The 25,726-nt window shown below is 38.5% G+C and carries 29 protein-coding genes; 1 reads left to right on the top strand and 28 read right to left on the bottom strand.

The window, feature by feature from the left end:
* Window positions 1-2 precede the first annotated feature (2 nt).
* The 9 genes from panC to ACGLXV_RS13365 form a co-directional block, all read right to left on the bottom strand.
* Window positions 3-848: a pantoate--beta-alanine ligase gene (panC, locus tag ACGLXV_RS13405; RefSeq protein WP_391559018.1), complete on the bottom strand. Its 846-nt coding sequence runs from the start codon at window positions 846-848 to the stop codon at window positions 3-5.
* The gene (panB, locus tag ACGLXV_RS13400; protein WP_391559017.1) at window positions 845-1,681 is read right to left on the bottom strand and encodes a 3-methyl-2-oxobutanoate hydroxymethyltransferase; all 837 of its coding nucleotides are present in this window, start codon (window positions 1,679-1,681) and stop codon (window positions 845-847) included. Before panB ends, panC begins: the two co-directional genes overlap by 4 nt.
* Before the next feature lie 241 nt (window positions 1,682-1,922).
* Complete coding sequence (locus ACGLXV_RS13395; protein ID WP_391559032.1) at window positions 1,923-2,903, bottom strand: biotin--[acetyl-CoA-carboxylase] ligase; 981 nt, start codon at window positions 2,901-2,903, stop codon at window positions 1,923-1,925.
* On the bottom strand, window positions 2,888-4,087 hold the full coding sequence (locus tag ACGLXV_RS13390) for a CCA tRNA nucleotidyltransferase (RefSeq protein ID WP_391559016.1): 1,200 nt from the start codon (window positions 4,085-4,087) through the stop codon (window positions 2,888-2,890). The genes ACGLXV_RS13395 and ACGLXV_RS13390 overlap by 16 nt, the downstream gene beginning before the upstream one ends.
* Window positions 4,071-5,231: an N-acetyl-alpha-D-glucosaminyl L-malate synthase BshA gene (gene bshA / locus ACGLXV_RS13385; RefSeq protein WP_391559015.1), complete on the bottom strand. Its 1,161-nt coding sequence runs from the start codon at window positions 5,229-5,231 to the stop codon at window positions 4,071-4,073. Before bshA ends, ACGLXV_RS13390 begins: the two co-directional genes overlap by 17 nt.
* A gap of 2 nt (window positions 5,232-5,233) precedes the next feature.
* On the bottom strand, window positions 5,234-5,941 hold the full coding sequence (bshB1, locus tag ACGLXV_RS13380; RefSeq protein ID WP_391559014.1) for a bacillithiol biosynthesis deacetylase BshB1: 708 nt from the start codon (window positions 5,939-5,941) through the stop codon (window positions 5,234-5,236).
* Window positions 5,931-6,353 (bottom strand): methylglyoxal synthase, encoded by a 423-nt coding sequence (gene mgsA / locus ACGLXV_RS13375; RefSeq protein ID WP_391559013.1) that lies wholly within the window; start codon window positions 6,351-6,353, stop codon window positions 5,931-5,933. The genes bshB1 and mgsA overlap by 11 nt, the downstream gene beginning before the upstream one ends.
* Before the next feature lie 17 nt (window positions 6,354-6,370).
* Window positions 6,371-7,168 (bottom strand): 4-hydroxy-tetrahydrodipicolinate reductase, encoded by a 798-nt coding sequence (gene dapB / locus ACGLXV_RS13370; RefSeq protein ID WP_119708932.1) that lies wholly within the window; start codon window positions 7,166-7,168, stop codon window positions 6,371-6,373.
* A 2-nt stretch (window positions 7,169-7,170) separates the two neighbouring features.
* Entirely contained in the window at window positions 7,171-7,494 is a 324-nt protein-coding gene (locus tag ACGLXV_RS13365) for a nucleotide pyrophosphohydrolase (protein WP_119710641.1), read from the bottom strand.
* Window positions 7,495-7,742: 248 nt separating this feature from the next.
* Between ACGLXV_RS13365 and ACGLXV_RS13360 the strand changes: the two genes are divergently transcribed.
* The gene (locus tag ACGLXV_RS13360; protein ID WP_066047614.1) at window positions 7,743-8,615 is read left to right on the top strand and encodes a YitT family protein; all 873 of its coding nucleotides are present in this window, start codon (window positions 7,743-7,745) and stop codon (window positions 8,613-8,615) included.
* A 29-nt stretch (window positions 8,616-8,644) separates the two neighbouring features.
* On the opposite strand, the gene ACGLXV_RS13355 is transcribed toward ACGLXV_RS13360, so the two are convergent.
* From ACGLXV_RS13355 to hepT, 19 genes are all read right to left on the bottom strand, one after another.
* The gene (locus ACGLXV_RS13355; RefSeq protein WP_205536640.1) at window positions 8,645-9,325 is read right to left on the bottom strand and encodes a zinc metallopeptidase; all 681 of its coding nucleotides are present in this window, start codon (window positions 9,323-9,325) and stop codon (window positions 8,645-8,647) included.
* Window positions 9,326-9,385: 60 nt separating this feature from the next.
* Window positions 9,386-10,180, bottom strand: a complete 795-nt coding sequence (ypjB, locus tag ACGLXV_RS13350) for a sporulation protein YpjB (RefSeq protein ID WP_391559012.1) — start codon at window positions 10,178-10,180, stop codon at window positions 9,386-9,388.
* A gap of 79 nt (window positions 10,181-10,259) precedes the next feature.
* Complete coding sequence (gene lhaT / locus ACGLXV_RS13345; protein ID WP_391559011.1) at window positions 10,260-10,856, bottom strand: lipoprotein heptaprenylglyceryl N-acetyltransferase LhaT; 597 nt, start codon at window positions 10,854-10,856, stop codon at window positions 10,260-10,262.
* 62 nt (window positions 10,857-10,918) lie between these two features.
* Complete coding sequence (locus ACGLXV_RS13340; protein WP_119708935.1) at window positions 10,919-11,686, bottom strand: menaquinol-cytochrome c reductase cytochrome b/c subunit; 768 nt, start codon at window positions 11,684-11,686, stop codon at window positions 10,919-10,921.
* A gap of 48 nt (window positions 11,687-11,734) precedes the next feature.
* Entirely contained in the window at window positions 11,735-12,409 is a 675-nt protein-coding gene (gene qcrB, locus ACGLXV_RS13335; RefSeq protein WP_119708936.1) for a menaquinol-cytochrome c reductase cytochrome b subunit, read from the bottom strand.
* Between the two features lie 3 nt (window positions 12,410-12,412).
* On the bottom strand, window positions 12,413-12,919 hold the full coding sequence (locus ACGLXV_RS13330) for a QcrA and Rieske domain-containing protein (protein ID WP_119708937.1): 507 nt from the start codon (window positions 12,917-12,919) through the stop codon (window positions 12,413-12,415).
* Window positions 12,920-13,069: 150 nt separating this feature from the next.
* Window positions 13,070-13,534, bottom strand: coding sequence for a YpiF family protein (locus ACGLXV_RS13325; protein WP_391559010.1), 465 nt, complete (start codon window positions 13,532-13,534; stop codon window positions 13,070-13,072).
* A 90-nt stretch (window positions 13,535-13,624) separates the two neighbouring features.
* Window positions 13,625-14,173: a ReoY family proteolytic degradation factor gene (locus ACGLXV_RS13320; protein WP_119708939.1), complete on the bottom strand. Its 549-nt coding sequence runs from the start codon at window positions 14,171-14,173 to the stop codon at window positions 13,625-13,627.
* A 56-nt stretch (window positions 14,174-14,229) separates the two neighbouring features.
* Entirely contained in the window at window positions 14,230-15,492 is a 1,263-nt protein-coding gene (locus ACGLXV_RS13315) for a tetratricopeptide repeat protein (RefSeq protein ID WP_119708940.1), read from the bottom strand.
* A 23-nt stretch (window positions 15,493-15,515) separates the two neighbouring features.
* Window positions 15,516-16,418, bottom strand: coding sequence for a hypothetical protein (locus ACGLXV_RS13310; protein ID WP_391559009.1), 903 nt, complete (start codon window positions 16,416-16,418; stop codon window positions 15,516-15,518).
* 401 nt (window positions 16,419-16,819) lie between these two features.
* A complete protein-coding gene (gene aroA / locus ACGLXV_RS13305) occupies window positions 16,820-18,109 on the bottom strand; it encodes a 3-phosphoshikimate 1-carboxyvinyltransferase (RefSeq protein WP_391559008.1) in 1,290 nt (429 codons plus the stop codon).
* Between the two features lie 185 nt (window positions 18,110-18,294).
* The gene (locus tag ACGLXV_RS13300) at window positions 18,295-19,401 is read right to left on the bottom strand and encodes a prephenate dehydrogenase (protein ID WP_391559007.1); all 1,107 of its coding nucleotides are present in this window, start codon (window positions 19,399-19,401) and stop codon (window positions 18,295-18,297) included.
* Window positions 19,402-19,422: 21 nt separating this feature from the next.
* Window positions 19,423-20,517, bottom strand: a complete 1,095-nt coding sequence (hisC, locus tag ACGLXV_RS13295; protein WP_391559031.1) for a histidinol-phosphate transaminase — start codon at window positions 20,515-20,517, stop codon at window positions 19,423-19,425.
* A gap of 29 nt (window positions 20,518-20,546) precedes the next feature.
* Window positions 20,547-20,909, bottom strand: a complete 363-nt coding sequence (gene aroH, locus ACGLXV_RS13290; RefSeq protein ID WP_391559006.1) for a chorismate mutase — start codon at window positions 20,907-20,909, stop codon at window positions 20,547-20,549.
* Window positions 20,906-21,994: a 3-dehydroquinate synthase gene (gene aroB, locus ACGLXV_RS13285; protein ID WP_391559005.1), complete on the bottom strand. Its 1,089-nt coding sequence runs from the start codon at window positions 21,992-21,994 to the stop codon at window positions 20,906-20,908. The genes aroH and aroB overlap by 4 nt, the downstream gene beginning before the upstream one ends.
* Window positions 21,994-23,157 (bottom strand): chorismate synthase, encoded by a 1,164-nt coding sequence (gene aroC, locus ACGLXV_RS13280; protein WP_391559004.1) that lies wholly within the window; start codon window positions 23,155-23,157, stop codon window positions 21,994-21,996. The genes aroB and aroC overlap by 1 nt, the downstream gene beginning before the upstream one ends.
* A 114-nt stretch (window positions 23,158-23,271) precedes the next feature.
* The gene (locus tag ACGLXV_RS13275) at window positions 23,272-24,048 is read right to left on the bottom strand and encodes a CheR family methyltransferase (RefSeq protein ID WP_391559003.1); all 777 of its coding nucleotides are present in this window, start codon (window positions 24,046-24,048) and stop codon (window positions 23,272-23,274) included.
* A gap of 168 nt (window positions 24,049-24,216) precedes the next feature.
* Window positions 24,217-24,663 carry a nucleoside-diphosphate kinase gene (ndk, locus tag ACGLXV_RS13270; protein ID WP_119708947.1) on the bottom strand — a complete coding sequence of 149 codons (447 nt, stop codon included), beginning with the start codon at window positions 24,661-24,663 and terminating at the stop codon, window positions 24,217-24,219.
* A gap of 92 nt (window positions 24,664-24,755) precedes the next feature.
* Window positions 24,756-25,718: a heptaprenyl diphosphate synthase component II gene (gene hepT, locus ACGLXV_RS13265; protein ID WP_391559002.1), complete on the bottom strand. Its 963-nt coding sequence runs from the start codon at window positions 25,716-25,718 to the stop codon at window positions 24,756-24,758.
* Window positions 25,719-25,726 lie beyond the last annotated feature (8 nt).

Genomic DNA, 25,726 nt, shown 5'->3' with positions numbered 1-25,726 from the left:
ATCTATATAGTGAACACAAGATTATCTATTAAGCGAGCATTCGTAAACTTCACTGCTATAGCGATGATGATTTTCCCTTCTAGAACCTCTAGGTTTTCCAGTTCTGGATAAGAGTAGATTTCTATATAATCAACCGCTCCTGATGAATTATTACTAATCGTATTTTTCATATTTGAAATGATTACATCTATATCTCTTTCCCCTGCACGGATTTGTTTTTCCGCTTCTTTTAAGCTTTTATACAGGACAGATGCTTCCTCTCGCTCTTTAGACGTTAATCTTACATTGCGGGAGCTCTTTGCTAAACCGTCCTCTTCCCTTACAGTTTCTACAGGAATTAATTCAATTGGGAAATGCAAATCAGTAATTAACCCATCAACAACCGCTACCTGCTGTGCATCCTTCATACCAAAATACGCACGAGTTGGCTGTATAATATGAAATAGCTTCGCTAATACGGTCGCAACTCCATCAAAATGCCCAGGTCTTGAGCTTCCACAAAGTACATCAACCCTCTTTTGAATAACAAGTGTAACAGAAGGCTTCGATGGATACATTTCTTCAACAGATGGATAAAAAATATAATCTACCTTTTCATTTTTAGCTATTTCACTATCACGCTCAAAATCCCGCGGATAAGCATCAAGGTCCTCATTCGGTCCAAACTGTAATGGATTGACAAATATACTCATAATTACAATATCATTTTCTTCTCTTGCTTTTTTTACTAAACGGACATGACCCTCGTGAAGGTAACCCATGGTTGGGACATAACCGATTGAAAGCTTGTCATTTTTTAGCGATTGAACTTCTTTTTGCATTTGTGAAATTGAAGTGATTACTTTCATCTTTCTCCTCCATACAGACCCTTTAACTCTTCTTCTTTCATCGAAAAGCTTTGATCATCTGAAGGGAATTGACTGCTCTTCACCTCAGATACATAAGCTGAAATTCCTTTAGTAGCTACCTCATCTACATTACCATATGTCTTCACAAATTTTGGAACTCTATTCACACCGTAAGTGACTACATCATGATAGACAAGAACTTGGCCATCTACGTCCACACCTGCACCAATTCCAATAACCGGTATAGATAATTGCTTCGTGATTTCCCGTGCCAGTTGTTTTGGTACACACTCTAAAACAAGCATGAATGCGCCTGCTTCTTCACAAAGCTTCGCGTCTTGAACTAATTTTTGTGCCGCTTGAGCGTCCTTCCCTTGAACCTTGTAACCACCTAACACAGCTACTGACTGAGGTGTTAGACCTAAATGTGCACAAACAGGAATCCCTGCATTAGTTAAGGCTTGAATATGTTCTAGTACCCCATCTGCACCTTCAAGCTTTAGAGCCTGTGCTCCGGTTTCTTGAATCATTTTTGCACCAGTTATTAAAGTATCCCGGACGGATAAATGATAGCTCATAAAAGGCATATCGACAACTGTAAAAGTATTGGAAGCTCCGCGTCTTACCGCTTTACTGTGGTGAATCATATCAGCTGTTGTCACTGGAATCGTTGAATCATACCCTAACACAACCATCCCTAATGAATCACCCACAAGGATCATGTCTACTTCGCAACCTTCTGCTTGCTTGGCTGAAGGATAATCATACGCGGTTAACATAACGATTTTCTCACCATTTTTTTTCATACTTCTAAAATCATTCAACTGTTTCATATACATTCTCCTTTCCCGGAGAGGAACAAAACATTTGATTACAATATAAAAAGGAATCCTAAAAATACACAGAAGGATCCCTGAAAATTTGATGTTTTGTTTATCCCTCTGTCCCGGTCCATATTTGGATCTAGGCAGACTACTTATAAAATTTTGTATATACCAAATGGTGCAGTTCACCGTGGATACTGCCCGACGCTTCAAATTATAGCAAAATCTTCTTAAATTATCTATTTACAAATTAGTGAAGTTCTATGTCTGCGGAATAAATATGATGTATTTCACCTAAATCATCTTCTACCTTCAGCACACCCTCATCGGTAATTCCAAGTGCTTTTCCACTAATTGAACCATTCAAGGTTCTTGCTGTGATTTCTTTTCCGATGCTTATTGCATAGCTTTCCCATAATAACTTAATAGGATAAAAACCTTTATCTAAAAAAATCTTGTATAGCGTTTCAAACTTTTGGAAAATAACTTTTATTAATTCAGCTCTGTCCAGTTCCTTCCCTTCCTTTATACGTAAGGAAGTAGCAATTTCACGAAGTTCAGGTGGAAAATCATCTTCTGTTTGATTAATGTTCAAACCCATTCCGATAATAACCGAAATAATTCGGTCCGCATCTGCCTGAAGCTCAGTCAAAATCCCAGTCACTTTTTGTTGCTCAATTAATATATCATTCGGCCATTTAATTTGCGGTGTTAAACTAGTTGTTTCTTCAATTGCTTGTACAATTGCTACTGCAGTAAGTAAAGTAAGCTGCGGTGCTCTTTGAATGGGTATTTTCGGTCTTAAAATAAGGCTCATCCAAATCCCCGTAGATTTTGGTGAATGCCACACACGATCCATTCTTCCTCTTCCGCCTTTTTGTTCCTCAGCAATCACAACGGTCCCTTCTACCGCCCCTTCATGCGATAACAAATGAGCAATCTTTTGAGTAGAATCAACCGTTTCTTCATAATGAATGACTTTACCGATAAACTCTGTTTTTAACCCCAATTGTACGCGATCAGCTGAAATACTCTTTGGCAAGTTTAAGATTTTATATCCCTTTTTCCTAACCGCCTCTAATTCAAAGCCTTCTTTTCTTAAATCCTCAATATGCTTCCATACAGCTGTTCTTGAACAACCCATTACATCTGCTAAGTACTGTCCAGAAACATACTCTTGCTCGGAGTTCGTAAATGCCTCAAGAAGCTTTTTTCTTAATTCAGACTGCATTTTGTCACCCACTCTTTTATAACCTCATTTTTATTCTCAAGTCTTCCATGGAGAATTTCTGTTTCAATCTCCTTAAGTACATCCTTCACCCATGGCCCTGCATTTTTCTGTTTCCATTCAATTAGGTCTGATCCTGAAACTTTTACATCCGCTAAAGAATGAATAGGAAGAGCTTCAATGATTGTCTGAAGGTTGGCAAATGCAAGGGGATCAACATTCCTTTGGTAAGCTTGGTAAATCTTCTCCACTTGAAGCGCCGTCTCTTTTCCAGAAGCATATACGGACTCGATTGACCAGCTATTTCTTGAGCGTTCACTTAACCATTTTGACAAATTAGCAATCTGTTGAACCCTTTTATTTGAGAATCTTAATCCGATAAAGAATTGTTTAATTTCTTTTTCGCCTTTTTGTAAAAGATTTGAAAATAAAGCCCATTTTTCATCAATGAATAATGATTGAATCGGCAGTTGGGATAACTCCAACAATGCTGCTTTTTTATCGAGAAAACCCGGTATGTATTTATGTATTTCTGTTATTATTAACAATTGAATTCCTTGAGACGTATGAGCTCCACTAAGCAGTTTATCTAATTCGGCTGCAATCCTTTCAACCGCAATATGTGAAAGTAAGTGTTTATTATCCTTTATTCCTTCGTATGTATCTGGATCTAATACAAAAGCAAGCTTGCTAACAAACCTGATTCCTCTTAGCATGCGAAGCGCATCCTCCGAAAAGCGCTCACTAGCCATCCCTACGGTACGAATTGTTTTAGCTTCGATATCTATTTTTCCTTCAAAAGGATCAAGTATCTCCCCAAATCGATTCATTGCCACGGCATTCATCGTAAAGTCACGCCTTGCAAGGTCTTCTTCAATGGATCGAATAAATGTTACGGAAGTAGGTCTCCGATAATCTACATAATCTGCCTCAGAGCGAAAGGTCGTAATTTCATACGAATGGTTATCGTATAGAACCATGACCGTTCCATGTTCAATCCCAAGGTCAATTGTTTTTGGAAATATCTCTTTAATTTCTCTTGGTGTCGCAGATGATGCAATATCAATATCATTGATAGGAAGTCCAAGTAAATAATCACGAACAGAGCCTCCCACAAAGTAGGCTTTAAACCCAGCTTTTTCAATTAACTCAAGGACTGGAATCGCTGACTTAAATGGTTCTTTCATATGGTTGTTCACCGCTTTGCAATAAACTTTTATATAAGTCTTCGTATTGCTTAACGATTGTTGTCGCTTGGAATTTCTCTCTTACAAGCGAAACAGAGGCTTCACTGAATTGCTGATGCTTCATCGAATTTTGTAAAAGATCTATTGCTTTTTCAGACATATCCTCAATGTCTCCAAGTTCACAAATATACCCACTTAGACCATGGTCAATAACTTCAGGGATGCCCCCTACATTAGTTCCGATACATGGGACGCCGCAAGCCATCGCTTCTAATGCAACTAATCCAAAGCTTTCTTTTTCAGATAATAAAAGCATGAGGTCACTAATTGAATATAGCTCCTCTACACTATCTTGTTTGCCAAGAAACAACACTTTATCTTCAATATTTAGCTTTTTAACTAGTTTACAAACCACTGTCATTTCTGGTCCATCGCCTACAAGCAATAGCTTAGCTGGAATTCCTTTTGTAATCTTCTCAAATGTACGAACAACATCCTGGACCCTTTTCACTGGTCTAAAATTAGATACATGAATGACTACCTTTTCTTCAGGAAGAATTCCATACTCGTCTTTTAAATGAGATGAGTTTGATCTTTTATAGACTCGTTCATCAATAAAGTTATAAACCGTTTCGATTGTTTTATCAGGATTTATCAGGTCGTACGTCTGACTAATTAAGGATTTAGACACAGCTGTAACAATATCTGATTTTTCAATTCCAAATCGAATGGCATCCGTTAATGAAGGATCATACCCCAAAACAGTAATATCGGTACCGTGTAGTGTGGTTACAATCTTTACATCTCTTCCACTCATTTGCTTTGCTAAAATGGCACAAACAGCGTGCGGAATCGCATAATGGACATGAAGAAGATCCAACTCTTCACGGTTAATAACCTCCGCCATCTTACTAGCTAGAGCAATATCATAGGGCGGATATTGAAAGACCGAGTATTGATTTACCTCTACTTGATGGTAATACACATTATGGTACATCCTATTTAACCGAAATGGGAGGCTCGAAGAAATGAAATGAATCTCGTGCCCATTTTCTGCCAACATTTTCCCAAGCTCGGTAGCAATGACTCCCGAACCCCCTACTGTTGGATAACAGGTAATACCTATTTTCATTTTTTTATTCATTGTTATTCTCCTAGTAAATCACGATTGAGTAAAATCGGAGCTCTTACTTTAAAACCTTCTGCGTAAAGAGTTCCAACTTCTTTACCAAATAAACGCTCCCTTGCCTCCAAAGCTGGAATATAATTATTCGTGAGCGGTGTGTCTACACTGTCCGCTTGCTTTGTAAACTGACTTTTATATGCCTCTAGACTTTCTTTTTTCCTTTCATACATATTCGACACATCGATTACGAAATCAGGAGTAGAAAATCCGTTAATCATATAGTAGTAAAGCTGCTTAGGGCGGTAGGCCATATCATCAAATCCTGTCTGAAACTTTTGAATACCGGCAGAAAAAAAAGCTTCTTCCACAATTCTGGCGCAGTTTCCATGATCAGGGTGACGATCTTTTTCATAAGGAACAAAAACAATCTCCGGTCGATTTTTCCGAATGATATGAGCGACTTGACGAATCGCTTCCTCTGTTAATAATAAACCTCGATCAGGAAGATTTAATGTAATTCGTTCTTTTACACCGAGAATGTCAGCCGCTTTCATCGCTTCTTCTTGGCGAAGTTCTACTGTTCCGTTACTTGAAAGCTCAGCTTTTGTTAAATCACATATTACCACTGTTTTCCCTTCAGATGTGTATTTCGCAATAGTTCCACCCATGCCAATTTCAACATCATCTGCATGTGCTCCAAAGGATAGGATATGTATATTATTTGCCATTGCCCTCACCTTGTTCTTGATGGATGATGTCTCTCCAGGCAAGATCACCACGCTCGAGCCCTTTTATTAGTACTTCCGCCGTCCCAATATTAGTTGCTAACGGAATGGCGTACACATCACAGAGGCGTACTAACGCAGTCACGTCCGGTTCATGCGGTTGCGCCGTAAGAGGATCTCTAAAGAAAAACACCATATCCATTGAATTTTTAGCGATCATTGCCCCGATCTCTTGGTCCCCACCAAGTGGTCCTGACTGGAATCGCTGTATCGACAATCCCGTTGCTTCCATAATTCTTAGGCCAGTCGTTCCTGTGGCAAACAAGGTATGCTCTTCAAAAATCTCCTTATAGGCGATTGCAAAACGTACTAACTCATCCTTTTTATTATCATGAGCAATTAAGGCAATGTTCAAGATAATTCCCCTCCTAGTTATTCGATTATATTTTCTAAACCATAAACAAACACATTAAGCTTCATCACTGAGTCAACTGCCAGCTTTACACCTGACATAAACGACTCACGATTATATGAGTCATGGCGAATAGAAAGGGTTTGACCTGATGAACCAAACATGACCTGTTGATGGGCAATTAACCCCGGTAAACGTACAGAATGAATATGCATCCCTTCAAAATTTGCTCCTCTAGCACCAGACAACGTTTCTTTTTCGTTTGCATGCCCTTGCTCTTTATGATCCCTTACTTCTGCAATCATCTGGGCAGTTTTCAAAGCAGTTCCCGATGGCGCATCTAGTTTCTGATCATGATGTAACTCGATAATCTCAACATCTTGAAAGTATCTACCTGCTAGACGTGCAAATTTCATCATTAATACAGCCCCTAGAGCAAAGTTTGGGGCAATAATGCAGCCTCTTTTTTGGTCATCACAAAGACGTTCTAGCTCTTTTAAGTTATCATCAGAAAAACCGGTCGTACCAACAACCGGTCTAACACCATGTAGAAGAGCGGTTTTTGCATGGTACATTCCAAATTCAGGTGTTGTTAAATCAATTAATACATCAGGTTTTACTGTATTAAAACATTCTTCGATTTCCGTAAATATAGGTGCATCTGCAGAGGGAAACCCAATATCACTAAGCTTCCCCCCATTATTCTTATAGTCGAGTGCTCCAACAAGCTCATATTCCTCAGTATTCATAACAAGCTTTACTGCCTCAGAACCCATTCTTCCACGAGGTCCTGCAACTACTACTTTAATCTTTTCCACAATTATTCCCCTTCCGTTTCAATTCTTGTCCATCGATTTTTATCTCGTGTATTAAACTTCTCCATTACACGGTTATGGGCTTCTTCTAAATCAATATTGAGTGAATTTGCAAAGCAAATGAGAACAAATAACATATCTCCAAGTTCTTCTTCAATGGTATTTTCCTTCTCAGATGCCTTTTTTGGTTTCTCACCGTAATAATGATTTACTTCTCGAGCTAGTTCACCAAGCTCTTCTGTCATTCTTGCAAGCATAGCAAGTGGACTAAAATAACCTTCTTTAAACTGGCTAATGTATGTATTTACCTCTTCTTGCAATTGCTTCATTGTCTTATTACTGTTTTCCAAAGGTATTCACCTCATATCATATCGTGTGCAGCCATTTTTCTCTACACCTATTATTACAATGTTAGCTAAAAGGACCACTATTTACAAATATTTTGATAATGAACACTCCATCAGATTCTAATGAAGAACAGCTATGATATTGCGTTTAAACTTTGATTTCCCTTATAATTAGAAACGCACTAATAGAAATAGCTAAAAATTTCCGTTTATAAAGTGAGGTCAACAGCATGCTTTTTACGCTTAAACTAAAGAATATCTTCTTTATTCTACTCGGTTCCGCTATCTTTTCCTTTGGTATTGTTCATTTTAATATGCAAAACAATCTAGCTGAAGGTGGTTTTACAGGTATAACCTTATTACTATATTTTTTATTTAATTTAGATCCTTCCTACACAAATCTCCTCTTAAACATTCCTTTATTTATTATTGGCTGGCGATTATTAGGAAGAAATGTCTTTTATTATACACTTATTGGTACACTTGCAGTCTCGGTGTTTTTATGGATTTTTCAACGCTACCAAATCAATATGCCACTGAAAGACGACTTAACTCTTGCTGCACTGTTTGCTGGTGTGTTCATCGGTGTTGGTCTAGGAATTATCTTTCGCTTCGGTGGAACGACTGGTGGCGTGGATATTATTGCACGTCTTGTCCATAAATACATAGGCTGGAGCATGGGGAAGACGATGTTTTTATTTGATGTAGTTGTTATTACCCTATCCCTAATTTTCTACTTAACCTACCAAGAAGCGATGTATACCCTTGTTGCCGTATTTGTTGGTGCTAGAGTCATTGATTTCATGCAAGAAGGGGCTTATTCTGCAAGAGGGGCCATCATTATTTCTGAGAAAAACCAAGAAATTGCAGACAAAATAATGACCGAAATGGAACGAGGTGTTACCGTTCTTAAAGGCCATGGTTCTTATTCTAAGCAAGAAAAGGAAGTTCTTTATTGCGTTGTAGGTCGAAACGAGATCGTTCTTTTAAAGCGGGTCATTACTTCAGTGGACCCCCACGCATTTGTTTCTGTTACAATGGTCCATGATGTATTGGGAGAGGGATTTACTTTAGATGAAAATAAACGCCCCATTGAGCATTAAAAAAACAGCCCAAAGGCTGTTTTTTTTGTTTAATCTTCACTTCTTGCCATACCCGTATATATTAAGACTAAACGAACTAACTCAAGAACAGCAACTGCTGCTGCTGCAACATATGTTAATGCCGCTGCATCTAGCACGCGTTTTGTCTCTCTTTCCTCATCGTTACGAATGATCCCCATTGAAACCACTTGGTCCATTGCACGATTGGATGCATTAAATTCTACTGGCAGAGTAACAACCTGAAAAACAACAGCTGCTGCCATGAAGACGATCCCCAGTAAAAGTAATCCACTAATTTGAGCAAAAATACCCACCATAATCAAAATCCAAGATAGGTTTGAACCTAAATTCGCAACAGGAACTAATGCATGTCTAAAGCGTAAGAACGCATAATTCTGATCGTCTTGAATCGCGTGTCCAACCTCGTGTGCAGCGATCGCAGCAGCTGCAACAGAGTGACCGTGATAATTCTCAGAAGAAAGTCTTACTGTTTTTACTCTTGGATCATAATGATCCGTTAAATGTCCTCGAGTTTCCTCTACACCGACATGGTATAAACCGTTGGCATCTAAAATTTTACGAGCTACCTCTGCTCCACGAATATGGGAGGAAGAAGCTACTTTAGAGTATTTTGCGTAAGCACTCTTCACTTTAAATTGAGCCCAAAGTGGAACCAAAATAATTAAAGCAAAGTAAATAAGGGTTGTCATTATGTTCCTCCAATTCAAAACAAGTTGTTACCCCAATTTTATAATTGACAACAATTGATGTCAATCTTTTAGCTCTCTTGAGCGGTTTTGCTCCCGCCTTTGATTTTTTTCACCAGCATACTTTCTAAACCCTACATAGGATAAAGTTGCGACAATGATACTGCCTGTTGTAAAAATAACCCACCAAAGGGAAGGATCCGCTTCATCTTCAGTCATTCCTTCAAAAATACTCTTTAAATCACTTTCTATCGAATCTAAATCCTTCATGCTACTTTCCTCGGAAAGTATTTTTGGTCGATAATGATCAATATAATTGATCTTTGTATCAAGTCTTTGGACTTTCTCGGATCTAATATCAAGTTTTAAACTTGGGTAAATCATTTGATATAAAGACAGGAAAGAGTTTAATTGCTCATGAAACCTCTCCGTATGCCCACTTTTGACCGCTTCTTTAACACCGCCAAATACCATGAGCACTTGTCCTTCCATCTCAGTCCAAAGAGGCTGCCGACCTGTATTAATGGCGTCCATAACTAGGCGGAACTTTGTTACTTTATTTACGATCTCCGAATGTTCCATTGAATCATTAGCTGTTGCCTCTAACGCCTCATTATGTGCGACCGTAACAATACGTAATTCATCCATAGAAAACGGTCTTTGATCCATGCTAATGAATTCTTCTGAGAAATACAAGAGAAGCTTATGTGCATCATCGTATCGAGATGATCTCACCATTTGTAAGGCCTCATCTGAGATTGAGTTTAGCTTATCGATAGGCGACGTTTCATCTGCATGTATCGTTATAGGAAATAGTAGAATCAAAATACATATAAATATAACAACTCTTGCTTTCATACTTGTCCCCCCTCTTTATACTATTAAATGTTATGTATGGGAGGACAAGGTTAGACCAGAAATTATCCAATAGGTAGAATCAAAATGTAAGTTCCATTTTCTTGCTTTTTGCTCTTACTACAAACCAATAAGCAAGCGTTAATGATACAATACTTAACCAAAAGGTAAAATAACCTATTTGAGGAATATAATCGTCAAGCATATGATATCTAGGAAGCATTTTAAACACATAATCTATCACATCATTATGTAGTGTCCAAATACCAGTTACAACTAAATGCCACGCCTTAAATCGGTAAAATGGCGCATATAATAATCCCTGTAAGGCCATTGCACCATGCGATAGCATGAGCATATAACCAATCATATCTAACTCTCCAGAAACAACTAAAACAAGATAGTTCATTACGACTGCCCATATTCCATACTTAAACAAGGTCACCATAGCTAACGCCTCAAATAATGGCCAATTTCTCCCTAGTATAAAGGCAACTAAAACAAACACAAAGAATAAACACGCTGTTGGGCTGTCTGGAACAAATAATAAGAAAATCGGTGGTGTTTCTGCTAGTTGATATCTGTACCAATAGTAAGCATAGATTGTCCCAAGAACATTAATCACGAGTAAGAGCCAAAGAATCATTCGATTGGTTAAAAAAAAGTATATCCACTTCATCTTTCACACCTCGCTATCATTTGAAAAAAGCTGGCATATACTACTATGCCAGCTCTCACTTATTATTCACTTTTAAGAGAAGAGACGAACTCTGCAAGAACTTCTAACTCTTCATCAGTTCCTTTAAACATTCCAGCAGGCATGGATCCTCTTCCATTTTTAGCAATATCCTTAACTTCATCAGCAGTTAATTCATTACCAACTAAAGCTGGATTTGGCCCTCCCCCTTGGAGATCGCCACCATGACATGCTAAGCAGCCATTTTGATCAAGAAGCTTATAACCGTCAGACTCTTGATCAAACTCGACCTCAGCAACAATTTGACCTTGAGCTTTTGCAGCCTCCCAGTCATGAGTTGCAACAGATTCCCAAGTTAAGAATGTAATAGCTGCAAGAGCTAATAACATGAAGCCAGTTGCTAATGGGCGCTTAGAAGGACGACGTTCAGGTCCTCGGTCAATAAAAGGTGCTAATAATAAACCACCAAAAGCTAGACCAGGAATAATAAATGCCCCAATAGCATTGTATGGTCCAGAAGCATAGCTATACTTTAACAATTGGTATAAGAATAAGAAATACCAGTCTGGCAGTGGAATATATGCCGTATCTGTTGGATCAGCCATTTTCTCTAGAGGAGATGGATGAGCAATAGTCAAACATAAATATCCAATAAGGAAAACTGCCCCTACCATCCATTCTTTGAGAAGGAAGTTAGGCCAGAATGCTTCCGTTTTGCCAGGAAATTCCGAGTAGTCTTTCGGAATATTCGGTTTGCGTTCTGCAGGTACACGAGAATCACCTACGAACTTCATACCTTTTCCACGATGCATACAACAATCCCCCTCCTTTTTTATCAATCTCATTCAATAGATTACATTTTACAATGGACCAGAGATACCTTGCTTACGAATCATTAAGAAGTGAGCTCCCATTAATCCTAATAGAGCACCAGGTAAGAAGAATACATGAATTGCAAAGAAACGAGTTAATGTTTGAGCACCAACGATGTCAGAGTGTCCAGCAAGTAAGATCTTCACTTGTTCCCCGATAAGTGGTGTAGACTCAGCAATTTTTATCCCTACCTGAGTTGCAAATAGAGCTTTCATATCCCATGGTAATAAATATCCAGTGAATCCTAAACCAAGCATAACGAAGAAAATTAATACTCCGACAATCCAGTTCAATTCACGAGGCTTTTTATACGCACCTTGGAAAAACACTCGCAATGTATGTAAGAACATCATAACGATAACAAGACTAGCACCCCAGTGATGCATGCCACGAACAATTTGTCCAAATGCAACTTCATTTTGAAGGTAATAAACAGATTCCCAAGCATTTTTAATATCTGGCACATAATACATCGTTAGAAACATACCAGATAAAATCTGAATTACAGTAACAAAGAACGTTAATCCACCAAAACAGTACACGAACGCTGAAAAGTGATGAGCAGGGTTTACGTGCTCGGGTACTTCATGGTCAGCAATGTCGCGCCACAAAGGCGTAATATCTAAACGTTCATCTACCCAATCATAAATTTTGTTTAACATCTATTACGCCTCCTCTCTTGGCTTGGCTTTTCCTAAAAGTAGGAAGCCATCTTTTTCTTGTGTTGGATATACATCAAGTTTTGCAATCGGTGGTGTACCAGGTACGTTCGTCCCGTCCTTTTCATACAATCCACCATGACAAGGGCAATAAAAACGATTTTGATTTGCTTTGTCAGTGTTCCAGTCAACCACACAGCCTAAATGCTTACACACAGGTGATAAAGCGACGATCTCCCCATTTTCATCCTTGTATACCCATGCCGTATTTGTTACTTCTGAAGTGTACCAAGCATCTTGTTGTTCAAATGAAAAGTCAACTCGAGTTGGTTCTTCAGTAATTTCACTGATTTTTTGCGGAGTAGGAATAAAATCCCCACTTGCACTCGCTTTCAATACTGGATCTACAGCAAAGCGAACCATTGGCATAAGCATTCCAGCAGCCATGAAACCGCCTACACCAGTGAGAGTGTAGTTTAAGAATTGACGTCTAGAAACACGATGTTTGCTCATACTTTTCCCCCCTCTATTATGAAGTTGAGTCCAACGGACATAATTCAACACATTATAAAACTAGGACATAACCATGATATATCAAGATGTAAGCGAGGTCAATATAATACTTTGACCAAACGATGTCAACTGTGTGACTATTATCTCTTTTTATACATCTTCTTGCCATTTTTGCATGAACAATTGTAAAAGCTGTTTTACTTGGTCCTCTAAAATATTGTTTCTAGCACCCTCATCCATAGCTGCTAACGGGATGGACGGTAGCCAAATTAGGCCTCCCTCTAGTTCCCCTTCTAGGGATTTCCAAATACTATCTGATGTGACAAAGAAAACATGTTTAAATCCGTTATCAAAAAGCTCTTTCTCCCAAACAATGACTTCTTCTAAAAGCGTCTCTTTGCTCTTATTTTTTAGATAACTATGCCCTGGAAGCATAATCATTCTTCCCTTAAACTGCCTTTCTAGAGGGATTGTAAGCAGCTGGATAAATTCCGTCATCGCAACCGACTGCTTAATATCATTTCCAAATGACACTGGAAACAAAGGCAACACAGCTGTGTCTACATACTCTCTTGCTCCTAAAAACATGTCCATATCCTGAGAAACCCATTTCACAAGAACCACTCCAATTATCTATTAAATCATTCCTATCATACCATTTTTTAGAAACAAAAAAAACCTGCTATGTACTAGCAGGCTTCTTCTTTATTCACTGTTTCCGAGCAGTTTTAGCTGTCTTGTTAGTTCCTGAAAGGCTTCTTGATCCTGTCTGTCAAGTGCATCATCAATCAACGTAAGAAGCTTATCACGCTGGAATTTTGATAAACTAGTTGTTAAAAATCTTTCAGCAAGGATACGATCCTTTTCATTAATTTGCAGACTGTTTGGCATAAATGGATTATCCTCGAGCACAATCACATATTGATGCGCTTGATTTGATGCGTGAAAATTCAACTGAATATAAATCTCTTCATCTCGGTTAAGGCGAATGTCATGGAATGATTTTTCAGCATCCGTTGTCATCACATTTTCCTTATAAAAACGAAATGGTACTTCATCAACGCAATGTGTAGACATAACGAGACCACGTGGGCAATATTGCGCTTGATCAACAAAGTGCACTTTTTCCATTAATTGATCATGGCTCATTAAGTAATTTAAAATCCATACACATTCTCGTCTTTTTAGTTGATAATGATTTAAAAACCAGCGAATAAAATCTTTTTTCTCGTTGACAGATACAGGGGTCGTCATCGTTGCTTCCCTCCTCTGCATACAACTAATTTCGATTAAACACCTGTTTTTTTCACTTACACGTCTTCAGAAAATCTTTGCACCAATTCTGCAAACTCTTCATTACTTGGATCCATTTGAAGAAGTATACTAAAAATTTCTGCAGCGTCATGCGTTTTTCCTTCTTCAATTAAAAAATAACCGTAGTCTGTTAAAAATTCTTGTTGATTCTTAAAGAAATTATATGCAAGTTGATATTTGTTTAATGCCTCTGAATATCTTTCAACATTCGCCAAAGCATTCGCTTCATCCCACAATAACTGCGGTTCTTCTACTCCATGCTCATTCATAATATCAATAATTTCTAATACATCATCATATTTTTCTTGGTGAAAAAACAGCTTATTTAAGGTAAGTGCAGCTTCAACGAACTCCGGATCAAGTGCTAACGCTTCCCTGATCAGCCTCTCTGCTTCATCCTCAAGATTTAATTTTAATGCAATTTTCCCACCGTAGAAGAAGAGGTCTTTATTAAACTCGTCATATTGAATGCCTTCTTTAACAACCTCGAGACTTTTCGAGAGCTCTTCTTCATGCTCATACGCCTTAGCTAGATATAAGTAAAGAGAGTTGTACTCACAGTCAATATTCTTCAATTCTGTAAGTTTCTCGATCGCCGTTTGGTAGTAACCCGCATGAAGGGCTGTAAAACCATACCCAAACAATGTATTCACTTCAAATCTGTCCTCTAGTGCTTGTTCATAATGAGGTAATGCCTCTTCAAACGCACCACCTGCACTGTACGCCTCTGCTAAACGTTGATGAATACTTGTCCCAGCAAGTTCTTTTTCCTTTTTAAGCACACCCTCGTACAATTGAATCGCGTTTGTAAATCTTCCTTGTTCCATATAAAGCTCAGCCAAAGCAAAATCTATCAATACTTCATCAGGGAGAACTTTTTTAGCTGTTAAAAGCTTCTGTTCACTTACTTCAAATAAGCCCTGCATTTGGTATAAATCAGCGGCAAGAAGCAAAGCCTGAGGATAGCTCTGGTCAGAAGAGTGAATTTTCTCTAGAGCTAGCATTGCTTCCTCCTCATTCCCAAGCTCGATACAAGCCTCTGCTAATAACACAAGCAATTCCCCTTCTTCCGGGTACGCAATTAATAGCGTTTCAAAAAGTTCTTTTGCTTCCTCAAGAAAACCTATCTGAAGAAGTTCCTCACCAAGAACAAATCTTTCTTCATTTGATCCATTTAATAAAATATCTTTATAACTTTTTATTGCTTCCTCATGTTGACCACTTTCTAATAGAGAAAGGATCTTTTCTACTTTATCCATCTTGTATCCCTTCTTACTTTAATCTATTCCCCTGCAAAAAAACTAGGAGTCTTTATTATGACATGTTCTCCATATCCGGACCGAAACCATACCTTATCACCTGCACGAATCACTTCGCCTTTATGAACGGTTACTAGTAGTCTATCACTATGATATAAAAATAGGCTCTTTTCATCAATATTTATGATTTCAGATGATTTCAAATAGAAATTATAACTCACTTCACTTCCTGGATGTAAATGAGATTTAACAGGTAAGATTCCCATCTTATGTAGGGCTTCCTGTGTAATAGGTTCCCCTTCCATCAACTCTTCTCTTATACTAGGGATGTTATGTTTACCCATGATTTCATTCCATACTTGTCTGGCACGCTTCTTCTCGCGTTCTCCGTCCATAAGAAAGCATGGAATTAAAGGACTATTATATGGAAACATGGCTTCCCTAATCCATCCCCAAGGCTTCTCTTTCAATTCATCTACTGAAGAAAACTCAATAAAAACAGCAGGTACCTTTTCTCGTTTGGCCGTTCGAATAAAGGATGGAGTCAATGCAGATATAGGAATCTTTACTCCAATAACATAGTCAATTGGACTGCTTAATAACCCCATCTTCACCTGTTTCAAGCTTGTTTTTAAATTCTTTTCTTGAGATACCGACACATTAGTTAAAAATGTGGTACAGCCCTTTTTAAGAAATCTTTCCGTCATATATGTCTTCATTTCTGAAAAGGTTGTGAGGGCTGGTACTTTCGGATCAAAGATGATATGGGGATTTGTCGTAATATAGCCGCTGGCATTCATTTTTACATAAGAATAGTTTTTCATTTCACTAGTAATCGAGGAAATACGCTCATTTTTCACAAGAATAGAAATTTTCTCCAGCTTGTCCTTCTTTAAAAGGTTAATATTCTCTATAATATACGCCATAAAACCACCTCTTTTTAGGATCTTATGACAAACTATGAGACAAAATGGACATTCATACATATTTATAGAAAATATAAAATAAAGTTAAAAATTACCAGAAACTCATTAGTTTTTTGGGAGAAGCCTTATTTGTAGACAGAACATTTACGTCCTACTTTCTTCAGAGAACTAGTTGATTGGAGTGGAAGGCGCTTGACTCCTGGGGGATTAGCGTTACAGTCGAGACCCCACAAGAGCGAAGCGATGAGGAGGCTCGACGAACGCCCCCGGAAAGCAAGCGACTGGAACGGAAATCAACTCTACTTTTTTTATCATCATAAAAAAGGTATCGAGAAAACTTGATCTCGATACCTTTTGTCAACACTTTGACTAACACGAATAACAAATCGCGCCAGTGTCTTTTATTCCTTTATTAATTTATTTAAGTGAGAGAAGAACATTGGATAAGAAACAGAAATTGCTTCTTCATTTTCTAAGGTTACTTCCCCATTGCTGATTAAGCTTGCAATGGCAAGCATCATTCCGATTCGATGGTCTCCATGGCTATTTACTTGACCTCCATGAAGTTTGCTTCCACCGTGAATAATCATACCATCGTCCGTTGCTTCAATCGATGCTCCTAATTTCTTCAACTCATTTACAACTGTGTCAATTCGGTTTGTTTCTTTTACCTTTAATTCCTCAGCGTCCTTAATAACCGTTGTTCCGTTAGCCTGTGTAGCTAATAAGGCAATGATAGGAATTTCATCGATTAAGCGAGGAATCATATCCCCTTCAATCGTTATTCCCTTTAGACCTGAGGTTGTAATAGTTAAGTCTGCTACAGGCTCCGCCGCATCCTTACCTTCATCAGAAACATGAAGAGAGGCCCCCATTTGAAGCATCACGTCAATAATCCCAGTCCGAGAAGGGTTAATACCAACATTGCGCAATGTCACTTCACTATTAGGTACAATCGCACCTGCTACTAAAAAGAAGGCAGCAGAAGAGATATCACCAGGAACATGAACATGAGTTGCCTGGAGTGTTTGTCCACCAGTTACAGAGACCTTTAAACCATCAACAGACACTTCCCCACCAAATTGGCGAATCATTCTTTCCGTGTGATCTCTTGTTTTCGATGGCTCTATGACCGTTGTCGTTCCATTTGCTTGTAAGCCTGCTAGTATAATTGCTGATTTTACTTGCGCACTTGCCATTGGAAGCTCGTACGTAAAACCTTCTAAGTTTCCACCTCTAATAGAAATAGGAGTGAACTTCCCATTTTCTCTGCCGTCAATAATTGCCCCCATTTGACTCAGCGGATTGGTAACCCGTGTCATAGGACGTTTGGCGATTGAAGAATCACCTTCCAATGCGGTATAAAAAGGTCTGCCTGATAAAATACCAAGCATCAATCGAATCGTTGTTCCCGAGTTTCCCACATCTAGTCGTTCATTAGGTTCTACTAGGCCTTCAAAGCCCTTCCCAACGATTTCAACCGTGTCTTCATGCTGGTGAATCGATACCCCTAATTTTCGGAAACAAGCAATCGTACTAAGACAGTCTTCACCTGTTAGAAAATTAGATACTGTTGTCGTACCATGAGCAATCGCTCCAAACATAACAGAACGATGAGAAATAGACTTATCTCCTGGGATAGAGAGTTCGCCTACCAGTCTCTTTACTTGTGACGTTAACACCGTTGTCATTGATTGTATCCTTCCTTTCGAATAGAAAAGCGGAAGCGCCTTGGTAAGCTCCGACAGGCATAAGACGGAGACCGAAAGAGGTCCTGACCTCTGTAGGGCTTTGGCTTATGACCCGAGGAGCTAGGCGCTGCAGCTAGACACTGTTCAAAGTTCATTTAGTAATACTTCCTATCTTTTAACCAAACCTATAGGCCGGTTGAGGTACCATAATTGGTATAACGCTGTATGCATTCCTCGGCTTTCGCCATATCGGCCTCTGTTTGAAAACTAATAACAAGTACACCGTTTATATCTTCTCTAGTTTCTAAAATACGGATATTGGTAATGGAAATGCGCTCTTTTGCTAAATAACCTGTAATTTCCGAGATAACACCTGGGTAATCCGGAACATCAACAAATAGATCGTAAAATGCAGGAATAGCACCCTTTTCCTTACTAGGAAGATCATCCCGAAAATTTTTGGCTTCGGCAAAATAATCAAACAGCTGTTCCTCATTATTATCCGATAATATTTTTGAGAATTTATCCATTTCATCTTTCCAACGATCTAACAAAGATAGAAGTACCTTCTTGTTATGAAGGGAAATATCCTTCCACATCGCTGGGCTGCTTGAGGCAATTCTAGTAATATCTCTAAAACCACCCGCAGCCAACCTTGTAATAAGCTGATGGTCTCTACTTGTTTGCTCAGCTTGATGTACGAGAGAAGCCGCAATCACATGTGGAAAATGACTAATAACACCCGTTAAGTAATCATGTTCTTCAGGTGATATAGTAATAAATTTCGCTCTAGTTCCTTCAAGCCAACTCTTTAATAAATCCACCTTATCATGTGAGATATGTGGCTCCGGTGTAAATAAGTAAAAAGCATTTTCAAATAGGATTTCCTTGGCTGCAGCAACCCCACTTTTGTGTGAGCCGGCCATCGGGTGCCCACCAATAAACGTAATGTTTTTCTCCTTTAAACACCGAGCTTTTAAAACAATTGCTTCTTTTGTACTTCCAGCATCACTAATGATGACATCTTGTTTTAGCGGAAGTTCACAAAGCTTCTCGATCATTTTTTCTGTTTCTATAACAGGTGTTGAAATAAGAATTAGATCTGCGTTCACTGCTTCTTCTTCTAGATTGACACAAATCTCATCTATTACGCCAAGCATCTTACCAAGACGGCATTGTTCTAAATTAATGTCGAAACCTATTAGTGTTGCCTCTGGGTGTCTTTTCTTTATGCAAAGAGCTAATGACCCCCCAATTAGCCCTAGTCCAATGACTAGCACACGCCCTTTCAAGAAATCACCGCCTAAAGTTACTTAATGTGCTTTTACTTTCACGTATTGTGACATTTTTTCAATAATGCCAGCATTTTGTTCCTTCGAGCCAACCGTAACTCGGACCGATGTCGGAAAACCAAGCGCATTTCCTGACCGAACGATATACCCTCTCTCTAATAAGAACTGGAATACTTCATTGCCATCAGTCTTAAAATCTATTAAGATAAAATTCCCTTGGGAAGGCATATAAGAAAGATTATGCTGCTCACAGAACTTGTAAAACTGTTCTAATCCTTGATGGTTTAAGGTACGACAGTTTTCCACATACTCTTGATCACCTAAAGCTTCAATAGCCGCTAATTGTGCGAAGCTATTCACGTTAAATGGCTCTCTCACCGGCTCCAGCGCACGAATTATTTCTTTGGAGGCAAATCCATATCCCACGCGCAAGCTGGCTAACCCATATATTTTTGAGAAGGTTCTAAGAACAATCAAGTTTGAATACTGCTCTACCAGTTCCACAGAATTATAGTAATCATCCGCTACCACATACTCGTAGTAGGCTTCGTCTAATACAACAAGTGTTTCTTTTGGAACTCTAGCAAGAAAACTTTCCAACTTTTCTTTTGGAATATATGTACCTGTTGGATTATTCGGACTACACACCCAAACAACATTTGTTTTCTCATCAATCGCTGCAAGCATTTGATCTAAATCATGGTGACCATCTACCAAAGGAATCTCGCGAGTTTCTGCACCTTCAATAATGGCATTGTGCTTATACTGCGGGAAGGTTGGCGTAGCCATTACAGTATTATAGCCTGGTCGTAGAAGGGCACGGGCAATAATTAGAATCAATTCATCTGAACCGTTTCCAAAGATTAATTGATCTTTTGTCACTCCCACATGCTCTGCTAACACATCGCGTAAGTTAGTGGCATAGCCATCCGGATAAAGAGCGAAATAGCCTGTCTCTTTAGACATTACTTCACTCACTTTTTTTGAACAACCAAAAGGGTTTTCATTGGATGCTAATTTAATGATTTCTTCCAACCCATACTGCCTTTTTACTTCATCCTTTGATTTCCCCGGTTGATAAGGGGCTAACGACTTTATTTGATCCTTCCATCTCATCATCCATCACCTCTTACGTATAAATATTCCTATTTCTTTAAATCCGGTCGTAAAAGAACTGCTTCCTCCAAATAAACATGTTCAATATCCGTTTGTGCTACTTCAGTATTTACGTGCATCATGACCCTAATACATAATTTAATTCCAGTCGGAACAGAGATTTCCTTCATACACATAACAGGAACATATGTCCAACCCTCTAATTGACGCATAGCTTTAGCTGGAAATGTAGCAGTAACATCATCAGTTACAGAAATAAATACGGATGCGACTGACTCTGGAGAGATTCGATTAGCTTGAATCATTTCTTCGAGCAGTCTTTTGGTGGATGCTATAATTTCTTCTTCTTTATTTTCTTGTACCGTAATAGCACCTCTAACTCCTCTAATCATCGGCTCTCCTCCTTCATAAATTGTTTTAGTTCTTCAAAAAGGACAATTTCGTCGATTTTATAAAGGGCTGGTTTCCCAACTTCCTCTAATAATACAAATTGTATCACTTGTCCAATGGTCTTCTTATCCTGCTTCATTCGATCGATTAACTTTTCTTCATATAGACCAGAGGGAACTTTTGTTGAATAACCAAGTTTATGTAGCCAATTGACAAACTCTTGGAGATCAAACTGTAAATGTAAAAGTTTTTTACTTAACCGTAATGCGAATACCATCCCGATTACAACTGCTTCTCCATGTGATATGGAGCCGTACCCTGCTTCCGCTTCAATAGCATGACCAAGTGTATGCCCAAAATTCAGAAATGCTCGTATACCAAGCTCTTTTTCATCTTTTGAAACAACAGATTCTTTTACCTTTATTCCCTTTGATAAACACTCTTGTAATTGCTCAGTAGTTATCGTTTGAAGATTTTCTACATCTGTTAACAGCCATTGATAAAAATGAAGATCATCAATTAGAGCATGTTTCATTACTTCTGCAAAGCCTGAACGACGTTCCATCGCTGGAAGACTTTGTAGAAAATCAATATCGTATATAACAGCTTCAGGTTGATAGAATGCACCTATCATGTTTTTACCGAGGGGATGATTGATTGCAACCTTTCCGCCAACTGCACTATCGTGTGCCAGAATGGTAGTAGGTAGCTGAATAAAAGGGACACCTCTCATAAAAGAAGCAGCAACAAACCCACATAAATCACCAATCGCCCCTCCACCAAGCGCGATAAACAATGATTTACGGTCGAGTTTCTCCTGTAATGCAGCCGTTAAACAATCATAAAAAACGTCAAAAGTCTTTGCTTTTTCTCCATTAGGAACAAGATGCGTGACCACCTCGTATTCACCTAATTGCTGTTTTACTTGATTTAAATACCGATCACCAACATTACTGTCCGTTATAATCATGATTTTGGTAACATTTGATAGATGTTCCTTTAAAAAAGGGGCTATGGCTGTTACTGCCTCAGCCCCTAAAATTACAGGATACTCCTTAGAAGTGGTATGGATTTGAATCGTCTCCATTAAAACTCCCTCGCATATGCTCTTTGATCTTCAATAGATTTAATTAATGTATCTAGGCGATCTGCGTAGAATTGATTAGTTATTGCTGTAGCAAGCTCCCAAGCAATTACATTTTCAGCAACGACTGCGGCAGCAGGTACTGCACAGCTATCTGATCTCTCAATACTTGCAGTAAAAGATTCTTTAGAATCAATATCAACACTTTGTAATGGCTTGTAAAGTGTTGGAATAGGCTTCATTACTCCACGAATAACGATTGGCATTCCCGTCGACATTCCACCTTCAAGGCCACCAAGACGATTTGTACTGCGATGGAAACCTTCTCCTTCACTCCACTCAATCTCATCATGAACTTCGCTACCAGGCTTCCTAGCTGCTTCAAATCCAATCCCAAACTCAACACCCTTAAAGGCGTTAATACTCACGATAGCAGCGGCTAGCTTAGAATCGAGCTTTCTGTCATAGTGAACATAGCTCCCTACACCAGGAGGCATTCCCTCAACAACAACTTCGACGATTCCTCCAATAGAATCACCGTTCGCTTTTGCATCATCGATTGCCTGCATCATTTGCTTTTCAGCCACAGGATCTAGACATCTTACTGGGGAATTCTCGGTAATCTCCGCCAAACTCTCAATGGAGTCATATGCATTTACCTCTGATTTGATCCCACCAATCTCAACCACATGAGAAGCAACCTTAATTCCTAGTAAAGATAAAAGTTTTTTTGCAACTGCTCCAGCTGCCACTCTTACCGTTGTTTCTCGAGCAGAGGATCTTTCAAGAACGTTACGCATATCTCTATGTCCATATTTAAGTGCGCCGTTTAAATCGGCATGTCCTGGACGTGGACGAGTTATAACACGCTTAACTTCTTCATCATCTGTAGGTTCTGCACCCATAATCTTTGTCCAATGCTTCCAGTCGTCGTTTTGTACAACGAGTGCTACAGGTGATGCAAGTGTTAATCCATGTCTGACACCGCTTGTAATATGTACAGTATCCTTTTCAATTTGCATTCTTCTACCGCGGCCATGCCCTTTTTGTCTTCTTGCTAATTCTTTGTCAATGTCCTCTGCAAGAAGCGGCATTCCTGCTGGTAAACCTTCAATAATTGTTGTTAATTGTGGACCGTGTGACTCTCCTGCTGTTAAATATCTCATTTCTCTTTCCCCCTTCAACTCATTAAAGGATTATTTCTCAATATAACATATGTCCTTCAATAAACATAGCAGAAATTTGTGAATTTACAAAAAAAGAAGCCAAATTCATGGCTCCTATCTTTTACGATAAAAAAAAGTGTCTTCCGTTTCCAGTCCATATAAAGATGGATTAAAGATTTGCTCGGTACTGCCAACAAAGAAAATTCCTTCCTGTCTCAATGCCTCACTGAACTTATAGTATAATACATCTTTAGCTTCTTCAGTAAAATAAATCAAAACGTTTCTACACACAATCAAGTCAAAAGGCCCACCAAATGGATCAGCGAGTAAATTCTGCTTTTTAAATGTTACCGTCTTTTTGATATCGTCAGAAATCTTAAAGAAGCTTCCATCCTTTGTGAAAAATTTCTTTTTCATTTCGGAAGGCACTTCATTCAAAGAACGTTCCGGATACATGCCAATCTTTGCTCTATCTATTACATTATCATCAATATCAGTAGCTAAAACTTGAATCTGCGAAAGTGGCATAAAGTTTGAAAGGATCATTGCAATTGTATATGGTTCCTCACCTGTTGAACAAGCAGCGCTCCACACCTTCAGACGCTTATTCTTCTCTAATAGTTTAGGAAGAATTTTTGTTTCTAATACTTCCCATCGTTTCCCATTTCGATAAAATTCCGACACATTGATCGTCATACGATCAAGAAACTCATTTAATAATAGCTTATCCTGACTTATTGCTGTGTAAAAGTCCTGAAATGAGCGAAACCCCTTTTTTTCATAAAGAGAAATTAAGCGTCTTTTCATTTGTGCTTCTTTATATAACGACAAATCAATCCCGGTCTTTTTCTTAATGTTTATAATAAATTGTTCATAATCATTTCCCAGCATACTTTTTCTCCCCTGAACTTGAACTTTTCTATCTGTATGTTTTTATTATAGCGAAATTCAATAAAAAAGGAGAAGATTTATATGAAAAAAGACTTGGGTATTTTTTACTCCCATCGTTTGAATGCGGTTACAAAAAAGAGACTTGTAAAAAACAAGTCTCTTTTGGTATTAATAAGCCCAATTGTTTAAAAGCTTGCTATATGAAAGAAGTTCCTCTTCTTTAAAGAATAAAGCGATTTCTCTTTCAGCGCTTGCAGCAGAATCTGATCCATGTATAATATTTTTTCCAACAATCACGGCAAAGTCCCCACGGATCGTTCCTGGTTGAGAATCCTTTGGATTTGTTGCTCCCATCATTTGGCGTGCGGTAGCAATTACATTTTCCCCTTCCCAAACCATTGCGAAAACAGGACCTGAAGTGATAAAATCTACCAACTCACCGAAGAAAGGGCGTTCCTTATGTTCACCGTAATGCTGTTCAGCCAACTCATTAGAAATAAGCATTAACTTTGCACCAACTAATTGAAAGCCCTTCCTCTCAAAACGTCCAACTATTTCACCAATCAAATTACGTTGGACCCCATCTGGTTTAACCATTAAAAATGTTTTCTCCATCAGTTACACTCCTCTTTGATTCGTATATGTAATGAATAGCCAATAGACAATCCACGAAAATCGTAACATAGTTATAACTGATTTCGCAACATTTAAAATTTTCGTTTTCCTATGTACACTGCTATATCTCTAAGCGTCTTTTTAGCGCGGTTATTCGGTAATTGATTTAATACATCAATTGCCTTGTGTAGGTACCGATCACTAATAGAAAGCGAACGCTCAATGGCACCAGAATTCTTTATTGCAGTGATAATCTCATCAATTTCCGCTAATGAAGTATGTTCATGAACAGCGGTAATTTTTTTACGTAAAGATTCATCCTCCATCGCAAACAATACAGGTAGTGTGATATTTCCTTGCAATAAGTCACCACCAGCTGGTTTACCTAATTGCTCTTCCGTACCCGTAAAATCTAGCACGTCATCTGTGATTTGAAAGGACATGCCTACATAATATCCAAACTGATATAGCTTCTTGTGAATCTCCTCATCCACGTTTGCTGCCACCGCCCCTAATTGGCAGCTGGCTGCAATCAATAAAGCTGTTTTCCGCTTAATTCGAAGCAGATAGTCACGAAGCGTTTGATTATAGTCATATTTAAATTTAATTTGCTCAATTTCCCCAACACATAGCTCAACAATTGTTTCAGAGAGAATTTGATGTGCTATTGGGTTTTTAATATTTGTCATTAATTCTAGCGATCTGGCAAAAATATAGTCGCCTGTATACATCGCAATCCGGTTATCCCATTTCGCTTTAATCGTTGGCTGGCCACGTCTAAGTTCTGCATCGTCAATGACATCATCATGAACAAGTGAAGCCATATGGATAAGTTCAAGCGCTACTGCCACGTTCTTCATCTCATGTATATCATAGTCTCCAAACTTTCCTGAAAGCAAAACAAAAACAGGGCGAATTCTCTTCCCCCCTGCCTGCAACAAGTGTAGAGATGCTTGACGAAGAAGAGGTGACTCAGCCTCCACCGTATCCTCTAGTGTTTTCTCAATTATATTAATATCTGAGTTTAAAAATGAATACATCATTTTCAGCTTCATTCGCGAAT

The sequence above is a fragment of the Robertmurraya sp. genome (genome assembly GCF_036676585.1).
GTDB lineage: Bacteria > Bacillota > Bacilli > Bacillales > Cytobacillaceae > Robertmurraya_A.
Note: the sequence above shows the minus strand (reverse complement) of the source record. Positions and strands in the feature narration are given on the sequence as shown.